This window comes from Vibrio quintilis, from assembly GCF_024529975.1.
In the GTDB taxonomy this organism is placed as follows: domain Bacteria; phylum Pseudomonadota; class Gammaproteobacteria; order Enterobacterales; family Vibrionaceae; genus Vibrio; species Vibrio quintilis.
The window spans coordinates 1,377,876-1,394,841 of record NZ_AP024897.1 but is presented as its reverse complement, the minus strand read 5'-3'; the positions used below and the strand labels follow the sequence as shown (position 1 = coordinate 1,394,841).

15 protein-coding genes are annotated in these 16,966 nt (G+C 48.6%); 6 read left to right on the top strand and 9 right to left on the bottom strand.

Features of this window, described 5'->3' with window-relative positions; all coding sequences use genetic code 11:
* Window positions 1-23: 23 nt before the first annotated feature.
* The 5 genes from OC443_RS06545 (at window position 24) to OC443_RS06525 (ending at window position 5,887) form a co-directional block, all read left to right on the top strand.
* Entirely contained in the window at window positions 24-272 is a 249-nt protein-coding gene (locus tag OC443_RS06545; RefSeq protein WP_073580085.1) for an OadG family protein, read from the top strand.
* A 38-nt stretch (window positions 273-310) separates the two neighbouring features.
* The gene (oadA, locus tag OC443_RS06540; RefSeq protein WP_073580084.1) at window positions 311-2,125 is read left to right on the top strand and encodes a sodium-extruding oxaloacetate decarboxylase subunit alpha; all 1,815 of its coding nucleotides are present in this window, start codon (window positions 311-313) and stop codon (window positions 2,123-2,125) included.
* A gap of 14 nt (window positions 2,126-2,139) precedes the next feature.
* Complete coding sequence (locus OC443_RS06535) at window positions 2,140-3,441, top strand: sodium ion-translocating decarboxylase subunit beta (protein ID WP_073580083.1); 1,302 nt, start codon at window positions 2,140-2,142, stop codon at window positions 3,439-3,441.
* Window positions 3,442-3,573: 132 nt separating this feature from the next.
* Window positions 3,574-5,223, top strand: coding sequence for an ATP-binding protein (locus tag OC443_RS06530; RefSeq protein WP_073580082.1), 1,650 nt, complete (start codon window positions 3,574-3,576; stop codon window positions 5,221-5,223).
* Window positions 5,210-5,887, top strand: coding sequence for a response regulator (locus OC443_RS06525; RefSeq protein WP_073580081.1), 678 nt, complete (start codon window positions 5,210-5,212; stop codon window positions 5,885-5,887). The genes OC443_RS06530 and OC443_RS06525 overlap by 14 nt, the downstream gene beginning before the upstream one ends.
* Window positions 5,888-6,087: 200 nt before the next feature.
* Here the strand turns inward: OC443_RS06525 and OC443_RS06520 are convergent, their stop codons facing one another.
* Window positions 6,088-6,366 carry a hypothetical protein gene (locus OC443_RS06520; protein WP_073580080.1) on the bottom strand — a complete coding sequence of 93 codons (279 nt, stop codon included), beginning with the start codon at window positions 6,364-6,366 and terminating at the stop codon, window positions 6,088-6,090.
* 487 nt (window positions 6,367-6,853) lie between these two features.
* On the opposite strand from OC443_RS06520, the gene OC443_RS06515 reads away from it, so the two are divergent.
* Window positions 6,854-8,806 carry a methyl-accepting chemotaxis protein gene (locus OC443_RS06515; RefSeq protein WP_073580079.1) on the top strand — a complete coding sequence of 651 codons (1,953 nt, stop codon included), beginning with the start codon at window positions 6,854-6,856 and terminating at the stop codon, window positions 8,804-8,806.
* Between the two features lie 105 nt (window positions 8,807-8,911).
* Here the strand turns inward: OC443_RS06515 and OC443_RS06510 are convergent, their stop codons facing one another.
* The 8 genes from OC443_RS06510 to OC443_RS06475 form a co-directional block, all read right to left on the bottom strand.
* Window positions 8,912-9,742: a S1 family peptidase gene (locus tag OC443_RS06510; protein ID WP_073580078.1), complete on the bottom strand. Its 831-nt coding sequence runs from the start codon at window positions 9,740-9,742 to the stop codon at window positions 8,912-8,914.
* 418 nt (window positions 9,743-10,160) lie between these two features.
* Window positions 10,161-10,709 (bottom strand): LysE family translocator, encoded by a 549-nt coding sequence (locus OC443_RS06505; protein ID WP_234976328.1) that lies wholly within the window; start codon window positions 10,707-10,709, stop codon window positions 10,161-10,163.
* A 467-nt stretch (window positions 10,710-11,176) separates the two neighbouring features.
* The gene (locus OC443_RS06500) at window positions 11,177-12,103 is read right to left on the bottom strand and encodes an STM4011 family radical SAM protein (RefSeq protein ID WP_200796889.1); all 927 of its coding nucleotides are present in this window, start codon (window positions 12,101-12,103) and stop codon (window positions 11,177-11,179) included.
* Window positions 12,049-13,398 carry an STM4012 family radical SAM protein gene (locus OC443_RS06495; RefSeq protein ID WP_073580076.1) on the bottom strand — a complete coding sequence of 450 codons (1,350 nt, stop codon included), beginning with the start codon at window positions 13,396-13,398 and terminating at the stop codon, window positions 12,049-12,051. Before OC443_RS06495 ends, OC443_RS06500 begins: the two co-directional genes overlap by 55 nt.
* Complete coding sequence (locus OC443_RS06490) at window positions 13,398-14,210, bottom strand: STM4013/SEN3800 family hydrolase (RefSeq protein ID WP_073580075.1); 813 nt, start codon at window positions 14,208-14,210, stop codon at window positions 13,398-13,400. The genes OC443_RS06495 and OC443_RS06490 overlap by 1 nt, the downstream gene beginning before the upstream one ends.
* Complete coding sequence (locus tag OC443_RS06485) at window positions 14,203-14,829, bottom strand: HAD family hydrolase (RefSeq protein WP_073580074.1); 627 nt, start codon at window positions 14,827-14,829, stop codon at window positions 14,203-14,205. Before OC443_RS06485 ends, OC443_RS06490 begins: the two co-directional genes overlap by 8 nt.
* The gene (locus OC443_RS06480; protein WP_073580073.1) at window positions 14,820-15,995 is read right to left on the bottom strand and encodes an STM4014 family protein; all 1,176 of its coding nucleotides are present in this window, start codon (window positions 15,993-15,995) and stop codon (window positions 14,820-14,822) included. Before OC443_RS06480 ends, OC443_RS06485 begins: the two co-directional genes overlap by 10 nt.
* The gene (locus tag OC443_RS06475) at window positions 15,995-16,921 is read right to left on the bottom strand and encodes an STM4015 family protein (RefSeq protein ID WP_083601524.1); all 927 of its coding nucleotides are present in this window, start codon (window positions 16,919-16,921) and stop codon (window positions 15,995-15,997) included. The genes OC443_RS06480 and OC443_RS06475 overlap by 1 nt, the downstream gene beginning before the upstream one ends.
* Window positions 16,922-16,966 lie beyond the last annotated feature (45 nt).

Here is a 16,966-nt window from a genome sequence, read left to right as displayed (position 1 = left end):
GCTTTTATCAACGGGAGAATTCAATGGATACAAATTTATTCGCTGAAGGTCTGAACCTGCTCGTACTCGGGATGGGGTTCGTTTTTACTTTTCTGGTCTTTCTGGTCTTTGCCATGAAAGCGATGTCCGGAATGCTGGGCAGGTATCAACCTGTTCCGGCGACATCGCCTGCATCCGCTGGCTCCCGGAAAAAAGCACAACCGAAGGCCAACGATGAGCAGTTGGTCGCTGTCCTCGCTGCTGCGGTTCATCACAAAAAAATGACCTCATAACAAAAACAAACTATTTGCTGTAAAAGGAAAAAGAATTCATGTCTGAATCAGTAAAAAAAATTGGCATTACCGACGTCGTATTACGTGATGCACACCAATCTTTATTTGCCACCCGTTTGCGCATCGACGACATGTTGCCTATCGCAGAGCAACTGGACAGCATCGGCTACTGGTCTCTGGAATGCTGGGGTGGTGCAACATTTGACAGCTGCATCCGCTTTTTAGGTGAAGACCCGTGGGAAAGACTGCGTCTGCTCAAACAGGCTATGCCGAAAACCCCGCTGCAAATGTTATTAAGGGGTCAGAACCTGCTGGGCTACCGCCATTACGCGGATGATGTTGTTGATCGTTTTGTTGAGCGTTCAGTCGCAAACGGAATGGATGTATTCCGGGTATTTGATGCGATGAACGACCCGCGCAACATGCAGCAGGCTATCGCGGCAGTGAAAAAACAAGGCGCCCACGCACAGGGGACGCTGTGCTATACCACCAGCCCGGTACACCATTTAAGCACCTGGATTGATGTCGCTCAGCAACTGGCTGAACTGGGTGTTGATTCGATTGCGATTAAAGATATGGCCGGTATCCTGACGCCGTATCATGCTTCTGAACTGGTCTCCACACTGAAGAAACAGGTCGATGTTGACCTGCACCTGCACTGCCACTCAACAGCCGGTATGGCTGACATGACGATTCTCAAAGCAATTGAAGCCGGCGTTGACCGCGTCGATACTGCGATTTCATCGATGAGCGGCACTTATGGCCATCCGGCAACAGAATCTATCGTCGCAACACTGAGAGATACCAAATACGACACAGGTCTGGATATCGCAGCCCTGGAATCCATCGCGGCATACTTCCGCGACGTCCGTAAAAAATACGCCGCTTTCGAAGGTCAGCTCAAAGGTTCAGATTCCCGCATTATCGTCGCACAGGTTCCCGGCGGCATGCTGACCAATATGGAAAGCCAGCTGAAACAGCAAAATGCGGCAGACAAACTGGATGAAGTGTTACTGGAAATCCCGCGGGTTCGTGAAGAACTGGGCAGCTTACCGCTGGTCACACCGACTTCACAGATCGTAGGTACTCAGGCAGTTGTCAACGTCCTGATGGGCGAACGCTACAAAACCATCACCAAGGAAACAGCCGGCGTCCTGAAAGGCGAATACGGCCGCACTCCGGCACCAGTCAATCAGGCACTGCAGGAAAGAGTGCTGGAAGGTGGCGAAGCCATCACCTGCCGCCCGGCAGATCTGCTGGCACCGGAAATGGAACAACTGGTCACTCAGGTGACTGAAGAAGCAGGCCAGAAAAACATCCCGCTGGCAAAAGACAAGATTGACGATGTCCTGACCATCGCACTGTTCCCTCAGGTCGGCTGGAAGTTCCTCGAAAACCGCGGCAATCCGGATGCATTTGAACCGGTACCACAAGCTGAATCCGCAAATTCACCATCAACAAATCAAAAGAAATCAGAGAAAAAATCCATGAATACAGAAAACGCAACTTACACCATCACAGTCAATAACCAGAGCTATGTTGTTCAGGTCAGCGAAGGCGGTGACGTCACACAGGTTGCTCCACAGGCGTCTGCCGGCTCCTCCTCTCTGCCGGCAGCGCCTACCCCTGCTGCAGCCGATGCTGAAACCATGAATGCCCCGCTGGCAGGGAACATCTGGAAAGTTCATGCAAAAGCCGGTGAAGCCGTTGAAGAAGGCGATGTCCTGCTGATTCTTGAAGCGATGAAAATGGAAACAGAAATCCGTGCACCCCGTGCCGGTACAATTGCAGGAATCGATGTTTCTGAAGGCGATGCGGTTGAAGTTGGCGCACCATTACTTCAACTGGCATAAGGAACGAATCAGAAATGGAAAAAATTACTGCATTAATCAATGACTTTGGCCTGTTCCACCTGCAGTGGGGACAGGCGATTATGCTCATTGTCGGCCTGGTGCTGCTGTATCTGGCTATCGTCAAACAGTTCGAACCACTGCTGCTGGTGCCGATTGGCTTCGGTGGTATTCTGGCGAACCTGCCAGACGCGGGTCTGGCACTTTCAGCGGTTGAAAGTGCCCTGCATGCCGCGAAGCCGGAAGTCATGACCGCTTTTGCCAATGTGCTCGATCTTCACACCACTTCTGCACTTGATATTAAGCATGCTCTTGCCCTGGCGACGCCGACTCAGCTGGCCAATATCCACCTGCTGGCTGAACAGTATCAATACAACGATGGCATGATGTATCAGTTCTACAGCGTGGTCATTGCCTCCGGTGCCGGTCCGCTGGTGATCTTCATGGGCGTGGGTGCGATGACGGACTTTGGTCCGCTGCTGGCGAACCCGAAAACCCTGCTGCTGGGTGCAGCGGCTCAGTTTGGTATCTTTGCGACCGTTCTGGGCGCACTTGGCCTGAGCACGATGGGTGTGATGGACTTTAGTGTGGCTCAGGCGGCAGCTGTCGGCATCATCGGTGGTGCAGACGGCCCGACGGCAATTTACGTGTCCAGCCTGCTGGCACCTGAATTGCTGGGTGCGATTGCTGTGGCGGCTTACTCTTACATGGCACTGGTTCCGCTGATTCAGCCACCGATCATGCGTGCACTCACTACAGAAAGTGAACGTCAGATCACCATGCAGCAGCTGCGTAAAGTCAGCAAGCTGGAGAAAGTCTGCTTCCCGCTGATGTTATTGCTTTTGATTGCGATGCTGCTGCCTTCAGCGACACCACTGCTGGGCATGTTCTGTTTCGGTAACCTGATGCGTGAATGTGGCGTGGTTGAACGTTTGTCTGACACAGCTCAAAACGGTTTGATCAACATTGTGACCATTTTCCTTGGTATGTCGGTCGGTTCAAAACTGGTCGCGGATAAATTCCTGCAGCCACAAACCATCGGTATCCTGGCACTGGGAATTATCGCATTTTGTATCGGTACTGCGGCCGGTGTCCTGATGGCAAAACTGATGAACCGCTTCAGTTCACAGAAAGTCAATCCGCTGATTGGTTCTGCCGGTGTATCCGCGGTGCCGATGGCAGCACGGGTATCGAACAAAATCGGTTTGGAAGCGAATTCACAAAACTTCCTGCTGATGCATGCGATGGGCCCCAATGTTGCGGGTGTTATCGGTTCTGCCGTGGCTGCCGGTGTTATGATTAAATATGTGATCGGCTAATGATATTGAAGGAAGACACACGATTCGGAAGATGGAATAGATCCGGATCAGTGTTCTTCCTTCTTATTTTTGATAGTTTTATCAGACGGTCATTAACAGACGAAATAAAACCGGGATGTAATGTTTTAACCGATGTCATTTGTGTTCAGTCAACTCTCTCACAGTCTTTCCTTCCGCCAGCGTGTCTGGGCGTTGTTGTTTATCGTCGTGACCTTTCAACTGCTGCTGATCGCCGGATTTTTCCACTTTATTCTTTCTGATACCCTCAACCATCAGGTCAGTACCCGGGCCGTTATTCAGGCCAGAGAAATCGCCAGTGATCCACAATTAATTGAATCCATCAACAAGCATGATATTCCGGCGATTCAGCGGGAAATTAAACGGTTGCAAAAGATTTCTGATGCAAGCTTTATTGTGGTTGGTGATAAAAACGGGATCAGGCTGGCCCATCCGGATGCATCTAAAATCGGCTATCCGATGCAGGGCGGTGACAGTGTCAAAGCCCTGAAGCAGGGGCTGCATTATTACTCAGTTCAGAAAGGCAGCCTGGGCTTTTCCATCCGGGGCAAATCACCGGTCTTTTCAGAAAACGGTGATATTATCGGCGTCATTTCCGTCGGCTATCTGCTGGAAACCGTCAGTAACTGGCTGTACCTGTATTCTTATCCGTTCTTTTTTGCACTGTTGATTATTCTGTGCTTTTCATCGCTGGGCGCCTGGTTCTTCTCCCGCCATATCAAAAGCCAGATGTATGGTATGGAACCCAAAGAAATCGCCCTGTCACTGCGGATTCAAAACTCCGTGTTTGAAGCAGTTTATGAAGGCATTCTCGCCGTGGACAAACGCGGCCGGATTTTATCTGCCAATCAGCAGGCGTTGAAAATTCTCGGCATTGCCCGGCATGTTGACAACCTGCGGGGTCAGTTAATTAATCAATTCATTACACCGGCCGGGTTCTTCGTCGGCCGGAAAGTCAGCGGCGATGCCGACCCGCAGGAGCGGCGTCATGAAGTCATTACCTGTAACGGTGAAACTCTGGTGGCAACCCGGGTACAAATCTGGGAAGGTAAAGAACATGCCGGCTGGGTCGTGAGTTTCCGGCGGCGTAACGATATCAATACCCTGACCTCACAGCTGGCTCAGGAACGTTTTCAGACCGACAACCTGCGGGTACTGAGCCATGAATATGCCAACAAGCTTTCGACCGTCAGCGGGCTCATCCAGATTGGAGCGTATGATCAGGCATTGCAGGCGATCCGTAAAGAAACTGAAACGCACCAGAAGCTGATCGACTTTATTTCCACGACCTTTAATTCCAGGGTAATTGCAGGCTTATTACTGGGGAAATACAGCCGGGCGAAAGAACTCGGGCTGACCCTGGAATTTGACCCTTACTGCTGCCTTCGACAGGCACCTGTGCAGCTCACTGAAGATGAACTGGCAGCGATTCTCGGCAACCTGCTCGATAATGCCTATGAGGCAACCCTGAAAAACCCCGAAAGCAATAAATTTGTTTCCATCCTGATTTCAGACGACAATGCTGAAGAACTCATCGTTGAAGTCGCCGATAACGGCACCGGAATCCCTCCGGAAATAGCAGACTCCCTGTTTCATAAAGGGAGCAGTAGTAAAACACAGCCAGGACATGGTATCGGTCTGTGGCTGGTGCATCAGTTTGTAACCCGCGTTGGTGGTGAAATTCTCATTGATGAGGCGGAACCTGCTGGCACTATTTTTTCTTTATTTATTCCAAACAAGGGTTTGAACCATGGAAAATTATGACGTATTGATTGTTGAAGATGAGACAAACATTGCTGAGTTTCATGTCGATTATCTTCAGCAAACCCAACGTTTCAGGCCGATCGGTATTGCCAGAAATCTGGCTGAGACACGGAAGATGATTCAGTTGCTGAAGCCCAAACTCATCCTGCTGGATAACTATCTGCCGGATGGTAAAGGCATTGATTTGCTCAAAGAAATGACGACCAACAAACATGCGCCGGATGTGATTTTTATCACCGCAGCCAATGATATGGAAACGGTTCGTGAAGGCATGCGGTGCGGTGTGTTTGATTATCTGCTCAAACCAATTTCTTACGATCGCCTGTCTGACTCGCTGGATCGTTATCTGAAATACACCAGTTCACTGAAAGCGAATGACAGCATCAGCCAGCGACATGTGGACGAGTTATTTAACTTTCAGTCAAAATCAGCACACCTGCAACAACTGCCCAAAGGCATCGATGAGCTGACACTCGATAAAGTCACTTTTGCTTTCGGTGACAAAGAAATTATTTATACCGCAGAAACACTGGGAAAAGAGATTGGCATCAGTAAAACAACGGCCCGCCGTTATCTGGAATTTCTCACGGCCAAAGGATATTTAAATGCAGTGATTCAACACGGACGGGTCGGCAGACCGGAGCGCGTTTACCAAAAAAAATAGCAACAAAATAGCAACAAAACAGCCAGAGAAAATCATAAGAAAATAACCAGAAGAAATTGCCAAAGGAAATCAACGGAACACAGCGATAAATACCCAGAACCAACCGTCAGGGAAATCGCAAAAAACCGTCCTGAATACAGGAAAAACAGGAACAGCGAACGCTTCGTCATCCCTCCCGAAAGCGTTCTTTTCCTGCGCAATCAAAGTGTCAGATTGGCCGGAATCACTTCAGTCCCGTCTTCAATTTCCAGCTGACGTTTGAAGTTATCACTATGCGCTTTGCATAGCGGCACAACAAAAATCTGAGTATTATCCGGATCGGAAGACTTATTCACCAGGACGCCATGTTCATGGTTTTCGATACAGTTCACTTCACTACAAAATTTATTTTTACCGGCACTGAAGTGCATCCAGTATTCAAGCCACTCTCTTTTGGACTTTTCACTGATAAGTTCATCAGAAATATTATTGACTATCATGATATTACCTGTGTTGTGGAGACATGAATCCCCGGACAACTGACAAGGAATGACTCACGTTGCCGGGAAACGGAAGGATTAAAACATGATCCAGCCCCATTAAATGCCGTTCCAAATCATAAAAAAATATATTTTTTATACCCTATTTGTGGTTAATGTTTTTTATTTGAAATTGAGTCCTGATCTGGGTACAAATCGTCATAATTCAGCAGCTTCTGTTTAAAAAACCAGCAACTTTTACCATACAATTTCCTGTTTATTTCCCGTTTAGATTGATATTCAACTATTTGTATGCCAAGAATTTCACATTTATATCGACTAGATTTATAGATGTACCGGCGAATTCTTAACTCTGCTTAATCAAAGGGCATACTGGTATTCATTGTTAAAAGAAACACAAAAGACAACAAACCGTGCATGCCCGGCAACTCAGATTATGTGAACGGTTTACCCCCCTGTCAGAAAACCAACTCAGATAGGTGAAGCTATGTTAAAAGATATGAAGCTTGGATTAAAAATCGGTGCAGGATTCGGCATTATCCTGATTCTTTTATCTATTACTCTCGGCGCAGGTATCTATGCGCTCAGGTATACCAATGATGGTATTGCTCAGTACAGGGAACTCGCCAAAGAGACCATTCTGGCCAGCAGGTTGCAGGCGAATATGTTAATGGTCAGGATGAATGTTAAAGATTACATGAGCACGAAGAATGCGCAGAGTCTGGCTCAATACAATCAGTATCTGTCTGTCATGATGGACGAGCTGAACCAGTCCCGGCAGCAGATTACCCATTCCGGACGTTCAGCGCTGGTGAACAACATCAGTTCAGAAATAGCCAGCTACCGCAGTGCATTTGATCAGGTCATCCGCTTAATGCAGAAAAGAAAAACGCTCAGTGAACAGCACCTGACCCCAAATGGCCAGACAATGGATGACACTATCACGAAGATCATCAGCATGGCCCGTGAGAATAATAACGACGGCTTGATTTATTTCGCCAGCCAGGTTCAGGAAAAAATGCTGACCGGCCGTTTATTTGTGGTTAAATTCATGCAGTCAAACAGCCGTGAAGATTTTGATATTGCGATGAAAAATATGGGACAGTCACTGACCCGTGATATCAATTCACTTGATCAGTATGTGCACAATGCAGAGATCCGCAGTCTGTTTTCCGGCTTTAAGGCGGCTCACACCAGCTATATCCGTGACATGCAGGATATTCATCAGATCATTGAACAGAGAAATCAGATGATTCACGGCACGCTCAACAAAATCGGGCCAAAGATTGCTGCTGATGCTGAAAAAATCAAGTCATCGGTGATGCAGGAACAGGAAAAACTGGGACCGGCACTCAAAGCAAATACCGCCAGAAGTATTCAAATCACCGTCTTATTATCTGTTGTTGCTGTGGCGCTCGGTATAACCGCAGCGTATCTGCTGACCATCACGATCACCAAACCGATTCACCGGGCTGTGAATGCAGCAAACCTGCTGGCACAGGGTGATCTGACCATCAATATCGGAAAAACCAGCCGCGATGAAACCGGCCTGCTACTCCAGGCGGTGCAAAACACCGCAACGCACCTGAAGCGGATGATGTTAACCATCTCCGGTGCCAGTTCGGAACTGGCTTCTGCCTCTGAGGAGCTGGCCACTGTGACCGAGCAGACCTCTAAAGGGATTGTTCAGCAGGAATCTGAAACTGAGCTGGTCGCAACAGCGATGAATGAGATGACGGCCACTGTCCATGATGTGGCAGATAACGCAGCCAAAGCTGCTGATGCGGCTGGGGATGCCGACCGGGAAGCAAAATCCGGCGCCGGTGTGGTCGAAAGAACCATTGAGTCAATCAATGCGCTTTCAGATAACGTGAATCACTCCTCGCAAAAACTCCATGAAGTAGAGCAGGAAGTGCTGAATATCAGCCGGATTCTGGATGTCATTCGTGACATTGCTGATCAAACCAATTTGCTGGCACTGAATGCAGCGATCGAAGCCGCACGTGCCGGAGAGCAGGGCCGCGGATTTGCTGTGGTGGCCGATGAAGTGCGGTGTCTGGCGTCCCGGACACAGGATTCAACCTGCGAGATACAAAACATTATCGGAGAACTGCAGTCCGGCACCAAAGGCACGGTTGATGCCATGAGTCAGGGAAAAGAACAGGCTAAACTGTGCGTCGCACAGGCAGCGGAAACCACCGAATCCCTGCATGCCATTATTCACGCCATCAGTGTGATTAATGATATGAATATTCAGATCGCCAGTGCGGCAGAAGAGCAGAGCTCCGTGGCAGAGAGCATTAATGAAAATGTGGTCAACGTCAAACAGATTGCTCAGGAGAATGCAGTTGCTTCCAATCAGACCCAAAGTTCAAGTAATGAAATAGCCCGGCTGGCCGATCAGCTGCATCAGCTCGTCGCTCAGTTTAAGGTCGCCTGATGCGATCATTTACCGCAGATCAGAGAAAAGGCATTCACCCGAAGATGAATGCCTTTCCCGGACTTAAGGTCTGAAGACCTCAGAAACAAGATGAGACTGATTGTATCAGTACAAATCTAAGCCTGGCGTATGTGCTTCAAGCCAGCCGGTAGAATCAAAATAACCGACATTAGAATACACGCCGTAAGCATTTGGCTGCGCACAACCGATACCCCAGCTGACAACACCAAACTGTTTGTAAACGCCATCAACTTTACGCACCAGCGGACCACCACTGTCGCCCTGACAGGAATCTTTACCACCCTGTTTCAAACCGGCACACACATTGTCATAAGAGACACTGTTGTAGCTACCGCCAGGACTCTGACAGGTACCCAAATCAACAAATGGTACAGTCACCTGATAAAGCGCATCAGGGAATGAACTGCCACTTGTTGAGCGGTTCCCCCAACCCATCACAACCATACTGTCGCCGGATGATAACGCCGCCGCTTCAGAAGAAGAAGCCAGTTTCACTGGTGTTGCATCCACATTTTTCTTCAGTTTAAGCACAGCCATATCGTTGCGCATCGTGCTTGAATTGTAACCACTGTGGACTGAGATAGACTTCACGCCAACACGCACACCTTCTGAGCTTTCTTTACTCAGATTGTTCAGCCCGATAACAACTTCAATTTTACTGGCGGTGGTGTCCACCACACAGTGTGCTGCTGTCAATACATAACCGCCACCAATGTAGCTTGCACCACAGAACTGACCGTAGTAAGCGCTACTGCCTTTTGACACAACAGCCGTCATAAAAGGCCACTGCCCCTGAGGCGACTTCGTTCCGTTAATAATTTTTGAGACATCTGACGAAGCTGCACTGGCAAGCGGATATGCGGCGATCGCAGATAACGCAAGACAGGCAGAAACTTTTTTTATATTTAGTTGCATTTGCACTTCCTTTGTGTGAATCACTTTGTGAATCAATGATAATTAAACACATGCGTATATTTTCATATACATGTATATAAGTATCATCAATATATTGATGTGTAAAATGTTAATTGAATATTTTTTTACAGGATTTAATGAAAAAGAAACAAAGAAAGGAAGATTATGGTAAAAGAAAAATACAAAAAATACGATTTAATTAAATAATAGTTAAATCACTATATGTGATAATAAATGTAAAATCAACACGATAACAGCACAATAGATTATCATTAAATTAACAATAGGCTAACAAGCATCAAGGAATCGTGTCACTCAGATCCCTGACCGACAGGACATTCACAGCAGATTAATGATGCTCAGTGAGTGCCAGTTTCACGCCTGATGCGGCGAAACTACCGGCAAACAGCCGCTGCAGTCATGTCGTCACCCACCGGGAATGAATCACATCATGCCGGACCCGGTTCGCCAATAAGCCATACAGCATAAAGACACCAAGCGTCATGACCATCAATGTGATCCCAGGTAACAACATATGATAAGCCGGATGTCCGGCATGATGAGGAATAAACTGAGGTAAAAACGCAAGGAAAAAGATAGTCAGCTTCGGATTAAGAATATTAATCAGAAAGCCTTTTAAAGCAATCCGGGAAAAACTTTTCTGTTCCGGTTTTTCATGAAATGCCAGGCTATTATCTGATTTCAGTGTCGACCAGGCCAAATAAAGTAAATAAGCCACCCCGGCAAGTTTAACCCCCTGAAAGGCCAGTGCGCTGGTATGAAAAATAATAGCCAGCCCGGTAATACTTGCAATCAGTGACGGCAGAATCCCAAGCGTACAACCCAACGCAGCAAATAAACCGGCTTTTTTTCCGCGAAATAATCCGGTCGCCACCGTATAAATAACGCCGGTTCCCGGCATCAGTACCACAATCAGGGATGTCAGTAAAAATTCAGCACTTATCACACTTATTTCTCCCGTTATTTATGGCGGCATTCAGGTTGATGAAAAAATCATCATGTCATACTTCACCGGAACAGGCAATCTGTCGAATGGGAAAATTTGTGCTGTTAACTTACTGATAATATGAGGAAAACGTTTGCGTATGGTCAATCTGAAAACAAAATCAGGCAGGGGGAAAAGTAAAGTCAAGGGGTAAACCGAAGATCATAGTTTTGCGCACTTCGGAACCGGTTTACCCCTTTGAGGTCCGGCTGACTGAAACAGCCAACTTTCCAGCCGTGAATTTAACAGGAAAACTTAAGAAAAAACAACGTTTTTTTTTGATATAAACAAACAAATCAAAAACGTCGTTTCATTTTTTTAAGCAAATCAAAATAATAAGATGTTAAATAGGTTAATAGCAATTCTATACAAGTATCAATTAAATATCTGTGGTCACTCAGAAATGAACTAAACCACATACAGTCATATTATGTTTGCTCCCACTGAACAGGAATACGCTCAAATTTATTTTTACCGAACACTTGTGCCGGTTTTATATTTTGTAAATGAATGTAACCGATATAACAGTTACACGAGAAATTCGGACAAAAATAACCGGGCTGCAATAGCTGATGCAATTCTGTCTGATAGAGATTCCCCAAAGTCTGTTTAACAAAATGGCAGGGATAAACATCACCGTCACCATCCACTGAAACAGCCGTGACGGCGGCATGGCATGATTGATTTTCGCTGGGATAATCCTGCAGATTTAACTCAAACCAGGGATCAATCAGCCGGTAGAAAGCAATGTCTTCCGGCTGATAGTAAGATGGCTCATCTTTATATGCATTCACCCAAAGATAAACCGCCGGGTTTAACTGCTGACGGAGCTGACGTGCGACCGCCTGATGCTCCCGCGTCCCCACAATACCGACACTGTATCTGACCCCCAGCGTATCCAGTTCACGGACCTTCGCCATAAACTGCTCCAGACTGATTTGAGACGGATGATAAGTAATCCACAAACTCAGCGTATTCAGATCAGCCTGCCTGAGCCAGTCGGTCGCCACACTCATATTTGTCTGAATGACCACCTGCCTGACATGAGGCTGGCGGGATAAGCGCACCAGTGCCCTGCGATACCAGCTCCGGACCAGAGCTTCGCCCCAGGGTGTGAACAAAATGCGCAGTTCATCAGTGCCGCTTCTCGATGTGACCCAGTCACAAAACCGCTCAATCGCGGCTTTGTCTTTGCGCCGGGTTTGAGCGTCGTCAAAGGTTTTGGCAAACGGACAATAACCGCAATCATAATTACAGCTGCTTAAAGGGCCGCGGTAAGTGATATCCAGCTCCATGTCGTTCAGGCCATCTGATAGCCATGCATCGCCTGACGCACAGCCGCCGATGTCAACCACGGGCCAATACTGTCGGCCCGCTCAACACCAGCCTCAGTCAGTATCAGGCTGATGTCTGTCTGCCGTGCCAGACCCCGTTCTGTCAATAGCTGCAGTGCCGGAAAATCTGCCATACAATCCTGACGGAACCGTTGCTGGTAGGCAACTCTGTCCAGCCCGTCCGCAATCAGCAGCGACTGAATCACAAACCGACGCCGCTGCTCTTCCTCACTCAATACAATACCATAGCGGGCTGCAGAGAAATCTTCCTGCGACTGCGAATGATAGTGATCAATAATCGCTTTAACCCCGTGACGACCAACCGCATATTCAGAAGAATAATGCAGCCGCTGTGTATAAGAACGCGCCCCGGCACCCAGCCCGAGCATACCGTCCTGCTGGCAGGAATACAGCGGCATGTCCGCATCATTAAGATCTGCCCGGCGGAACATCCGCATCGAGATTTGCCGGTAACCCTGGCTGAGTAAATAATCCCGGCCAGCCCGGTAAAGCGCCAGACGGTCCGTATCGGTTAAATCCGGCATGTATTTGTCACCGGCTTTGATTTTTCCCAGCCCGGTTGCTGCACGGACATACAACGGATACAGATATAGTTCTTCCGGATTAAATCTGAGCGCTTCCTGCAGTGAGTGCAGCCATGAAGTGACGGTTTGCCCGGCAATACCATAGATTAAGTCCAGATTCAGATCCGCCTGGCTGCCGGTACGAATCAAATCAATCGCCTGACTGACCTGACGGTTATCCTGCTTTCTGGCCAGATTTTTCACTTCCGCGTCAGTGAACGACTGAACGCCCATGCTGATCCGGCTGACGCCCCGCTCTGCAAGCAGTTTTATTTTTCCGGCAGTGATCGTCTCCGGCGAGCATTCAATACCAGTAGGCGTATTGGGCTGAATCCCGGCAAAGTCCGTCAGGGTAAATAAACGGTCAAGCTGTGCTTCCGTCAGATACGTCGGTGTGCCGCCACCGATGGCATAGCGGGCAAAACCGGCCTGCTCAATCACCGGTCTGAGCGCTTCGATCTGGCGGGATAAAGCATCAAGATACAGATCAGGCAGCGTTTGCTCCGGCTTCACCAGCGTAAACAGATTGCAAAACCCACAACGCATACTGCAAAACGGCACGTGAACATACAAAAACAGCGCATCTTTCTTTTCCGGCTGCCAGACCTGTTCCAGCGGGACCGGTTGCTCAAAAGCACGGTAAGCGGTCTTATGCGGGTAAGAATACGCATAAGCCTGATACACAGGTCCATTGAGCACCTGTTCAATCGAATCATGAATTTCCGCGTCCATTAACCAGCCTCCATCACGAAATCAGCATAAGGAACTTTCCACACCACTTCACTGGCCAGCCGGTGCCCATGATAACCATCTTCCCCGTAGCAGGTGCCATGATCAGAACAGATAATAAACATGGTTCTGCGGCGGAAGCTGAAAAAATCAAATAACCTGCCGAGCTGGCTGTCCGCATACCTTAACGCGGCCGCATGAGAATCAAGATCATCCTCCGTAATCCCCCGCAGGACCTTTTCGCCATGATAAAAATAGTTCGGCTGATGAATCGCAGAAATATTCATGAACAAAAAGATCCGCTTATCGCCTCGTCTGTGTCTCAACACTTCAAGTGCTTTGTCCACCTGATGGCAGGTTGAGCCCGGTGAGGTCACACCGGTTTCTTCGCGCCAGTGACTTTCATGAAACATCCCGGGCAACACACGCCCGAGCGGAGTCTGCAAATTGAAAAAACCCACGCCGCCAATACAAATCGTGTGATAGCCTTCATTCGTCAGTCCTTCCACAATATTTGCCGCTTCAAACACTTTCGTCTTTGCCCCGACAGAGCGGCTGCCCTGAAAATCAACCGCCATCAGTCTTGGTGCCAGCGGGTCATCAACAGGTGTCGGCAGAAATCCGGCAAAAAATGCCTGATGAGCAGCATAGGTAAAACTACCGGGGCTGTGTCTTGGCTCCCAGCGGGAAATATAGCGGGATAACACGGGCAACCGCCCCTGCTCAAGTTCATTCTGTGCCACGTCATACCGGAGGGTATCGAGTGTCAGCAGCACAATATCATGACTGCCGACGATATGATTCATATCATGCATGTTTGAGGATCTCTTCCAACTGGTTGATTGTTTGTATTTTATAGTCGCAGTGAATGTCGCCGGGTTCCTGTGAAACCCAGGCGGTACGTAATCCCAGCGCGCGGGCTGGTGCGATATCCCGCACCGGATCATCGCCAATCATCATACAATCACTGACATCGTGCTCTGCAATGGCACGTAAAAAAATCGCCTGTTCAGGTTTATGAATCCCTTCTTCACCAGAGATCAGGATCATTGAAAAACAGTCTTTCAAACCCGCCCGTTCCAGCTTTTCCCGTTGCATCTCACTGCTGCCGTTACTCAGAAGCACCAGCGTATGTTGCCGGCTAAGCCTGCCGAGCATCTGGTTCACCTGAAGATCAGGTGTAATCCACCGGGGCAGACAGCGAAAATGCGCCCACAGATCTTCATAACAACGGGGAAGAAAAACAAAACGTTTTTGCAATGCCTGGCAAAACGCGACTCTGGGAATTCTTCCTGAGCCGTCCATCATACATATTTCAGCCAGCTCATCTGCAGATAATGTGTCGCGATATTGAGAAAACAACGATTTAATACACGCGATAAAAGCAGCATCGCGATCTATCAGAGTATTATCCAAATCAAAAATTAACCGCATAACAACGCCTTTATCTGCGCCTGACAGCTGTCCATTCCATCAAATTCAATCCCGGGCAACAGGTCACCAAAAGCATTGAGCTCAAGCACGCGGGCCTGAATTTCAGAGGAATCGCTGCCGGATGCAGAATTTGCAGGTAAACCACTTTTCCCGCATATCACATCCGCGCCGATACACCGCCCGCCGGGTATGGCAGCTGCGGCCTGTTCCGCCACCTGCCGGGCCTGCATCAGCCACATTTCTCCCTGCGGATGTTGCAGAATGTCTCCCCGTTGATTCCCCAGATGCAGGTTGGTCATCGGCGAGCGGCTGCAGCGGGTCACATGATGTGCCGCCCGGCCATCAATCACCAGAATCCGTAAATCAAACCCCAGTCCTGCCAGCTGAGGTTTTGGCAGCCAGTGCTCACAATAGCCCTGCTGGCTGTATATCGCATCAAAACATGCCGCAATGGCCTGCCTGTCCTGATAAGTTCTGATTTTCAGAGAATTATAAAACCGGCCGTGAGTCCCCAGCTCAAGGCTGGTTCTGGCAATCATCCGGCGGCCATCCGGATGCACCCGCAGTGCCATCACACCGGATGCTGAAGAACCGTAACGGGTTTTCACAAACACCTGCCGGCAACGGTGAGTCAGCATATAGTCCGTCAGTTGTTCAAAGTTTTGCATCTCAGGCAACAGCGGCGGAACAGGCACCTGCTGATCGATCAATCGTCGCTGACAGGACAGTTTGTCTGTCATGGTGATAATCGCTTCCGGGGTATTGAGGAAAGTGAGTCGGGTCTGGCTGGATGATGCAAGGCTTTGCAGGGTGTTTGCCAGATCCAGTAACAGATGGCGAAAGGCAACAAACCAGAACTTAAGATGGCGGAAACAACCTTTGTCAAAAGTCAGGTCGTCATACTGACCGGGCTGCGCCCTGCTTAACAATGCTTTTTCAACCGCAAAATTCTCGCCGGGAGAATCAATTTTTACCAGCCACTGCCCGGCCTCATAGCCATGAAGCTGGTGCAGCAGGTAACTGTTGAGGCAAGGAGCCGCCAGCAGTGCCTGATAACTCAGCACCACCAGCGTTTCGCCGTCCGGCAGCGACTGAGTAAAAAACTGTTTGCGCCGGTTTTCAGGATGACCAATATAAATCCACAGCCGGGAACAGGTGACAGCCATTATTCAGAAACAGACACGTAGCGATCATCTTCATCATCGCTCTCATCCTGATCGTCCGCCTTCACATTCAGGCCAGCAGCTTTCAGCTGATTCACCATCTCATCAGACAGGTAGTTTTGAGACAGATCGAAGGATTTTCCGATAAGCCGGTCTTTATACAGCAACAAAGCCTGCGCGCCGGTGTCACTCATCACACCCATCGACATATCAATGCTTTCCAGCTGAGGCAGAATCTCACTTTGCACCAGCAACTGCGCCACTTCATCCTGTATTTCACTGTTTTTCAGCGCCAGATGTTTCAGTTTTGGAAAACGTGTCGCTGACAGTAATGAGTGAATATCTTCTGACGTGCCATCCCAGCCATAGTTTTCATCGCCCAGCCACAGCTCCAGATGTTCCAGCGCAGGTAATGAAGCATTGGCAATCTGTCGCAAAACATCACGGCCAAGCCCGCCACTCTCAATCACCAGTTGTTTGAGGTTGTGGTGAGAAATGGTTTTACCCAGTCTGAGCTCATTACCACCACGAATCGTCAACATTTCAAGCTGCGGATAAGCATCCCAGAATGCCTGATAATCGCCCTGAACAATCCAGGAAATTTCATTTTCAGAGACGGTCATCTCACCGATAAATACAGCTTTCAGGCTGTGGAATGTCGACGCCTGCTCAACCAGAAAATCGATGAACTCTGACGCACCGGTCTCATAAGATTCTTCCCACTCACCCAGCACCAGTGCTTTGATCGCACCCGCTTTCGGATCAGCGGTCAGCTGCTTCAGCAATGTGATCAATTTTGCCCCGCTATCCGCGGCCTCATAGTCCACACCCAACCGAATCGCTGCTGACTCATTCTGGATGCCTTTTTCCGGATTATAAGCCTCAACCGGCAAATTCCAGAATGTTTCGATATTTTCGTAGATAGCCATTATCTGTGTCCTGATTACAATTATTCTTACCCGGTCAGCTCAGGC

What these genes read in the sequence shown, in the direction of transcription:
- OC443_RS06545 (WP_073580085.1), top strand. Translation starts at nt 24, where the DNA reads ATGGATACAAATTTATTCGCTGAAGGTCTGAACCTGCTCGTACTCGGG.
- oadA (WP_073580084.1), top strand. Translation starts at nt 311, where the DNA reads ATGTCTGAATCAGTAAAAAAAATTGGCATTACCGACGTCGTATTACGT.
- OC443_RS06535 (WP_073580083.1), top strand. Translation starts at nt 2,140, where the DNA reads ATGGAAAAAATTACTGCATTAATCAATGACTTTGGCCTGTTCCACCTG.
- OC443_RS06530 (WP_073580082.1), top strand. Translation starts at nt 3,574, where the DNA reads ATGTCATTTGTGTTCAGTCAACTCTCTCACAGTCTTTCCTTCCGCCAG.
- OC443_RS06525 (WP_073580081.1), top strand. Translation starts at nt 5,210, where the DNA reads ATGGAAAATTATGACGTATTGATTGTTGAAGATGAGACAAACATTGCT.
- OC443_RS06520 (WP_073580080.1), bottom strand. Translation starts at nt 6,366, where the DNA reads ATGATAGTCAATAATATTTCTGATGAACTTATCAGTGAAAAGTCCAAA.
- OC443_RS06515 (WP_073580079.1), top strand. Translation starts at nt 6,854, where the DNA reads ATGTTAAAAGATATGAAGCTTGGATTAAAAATCGGTGCAGGATTCGGC.
- OC443_RS06510 (WP_073580078.1), bottom strand. Translation starts at nt 9,742, where the DNA reads ATGCAACTAAATATAAAAAAAGTTTCTGCCTGTCTTGCGTTATCTGCG.
- OC443_RS06495 (WP_073580076.1), bottom strand. Translation starts at nt 13,398, where the DNA reads ATGGACGCGGAAATTCATGATTCGATTGAACAGGTGCTCAATGGACCT.
- OC443_RS06490 (WP_073580075.1), bottom strand. Translation starts at nt 14,210, where the DNA reads ATGCATGATATGAATCATATCGTCGGCAGTCATGATATTGTGCTGCTG.
- OC443_RS06485 (WP_073580074.1), bottom strand. Translation starts at nt 14,829, where the DNA reads ATGCGGTTAATTTTTGATTTGGATAATACTCTGATAGATCGCGATGCT.
- OC443_RS06480 (WP_073580073.1), bottom strand. Translation starts at nt 15,995, where the DNA reads ATGGCTGTCACCTGTTCCCGGCTGTGGATTTATATTGGTCATCCTGAA.
- OC443_RS06475 (WP_083601524.1), bottom strand. Translation starts at nt 16,921, where the DNA reads ATGGCTATCTACGAAAATATCGAAACATTCTGGAATTTGCCGGTTGAG.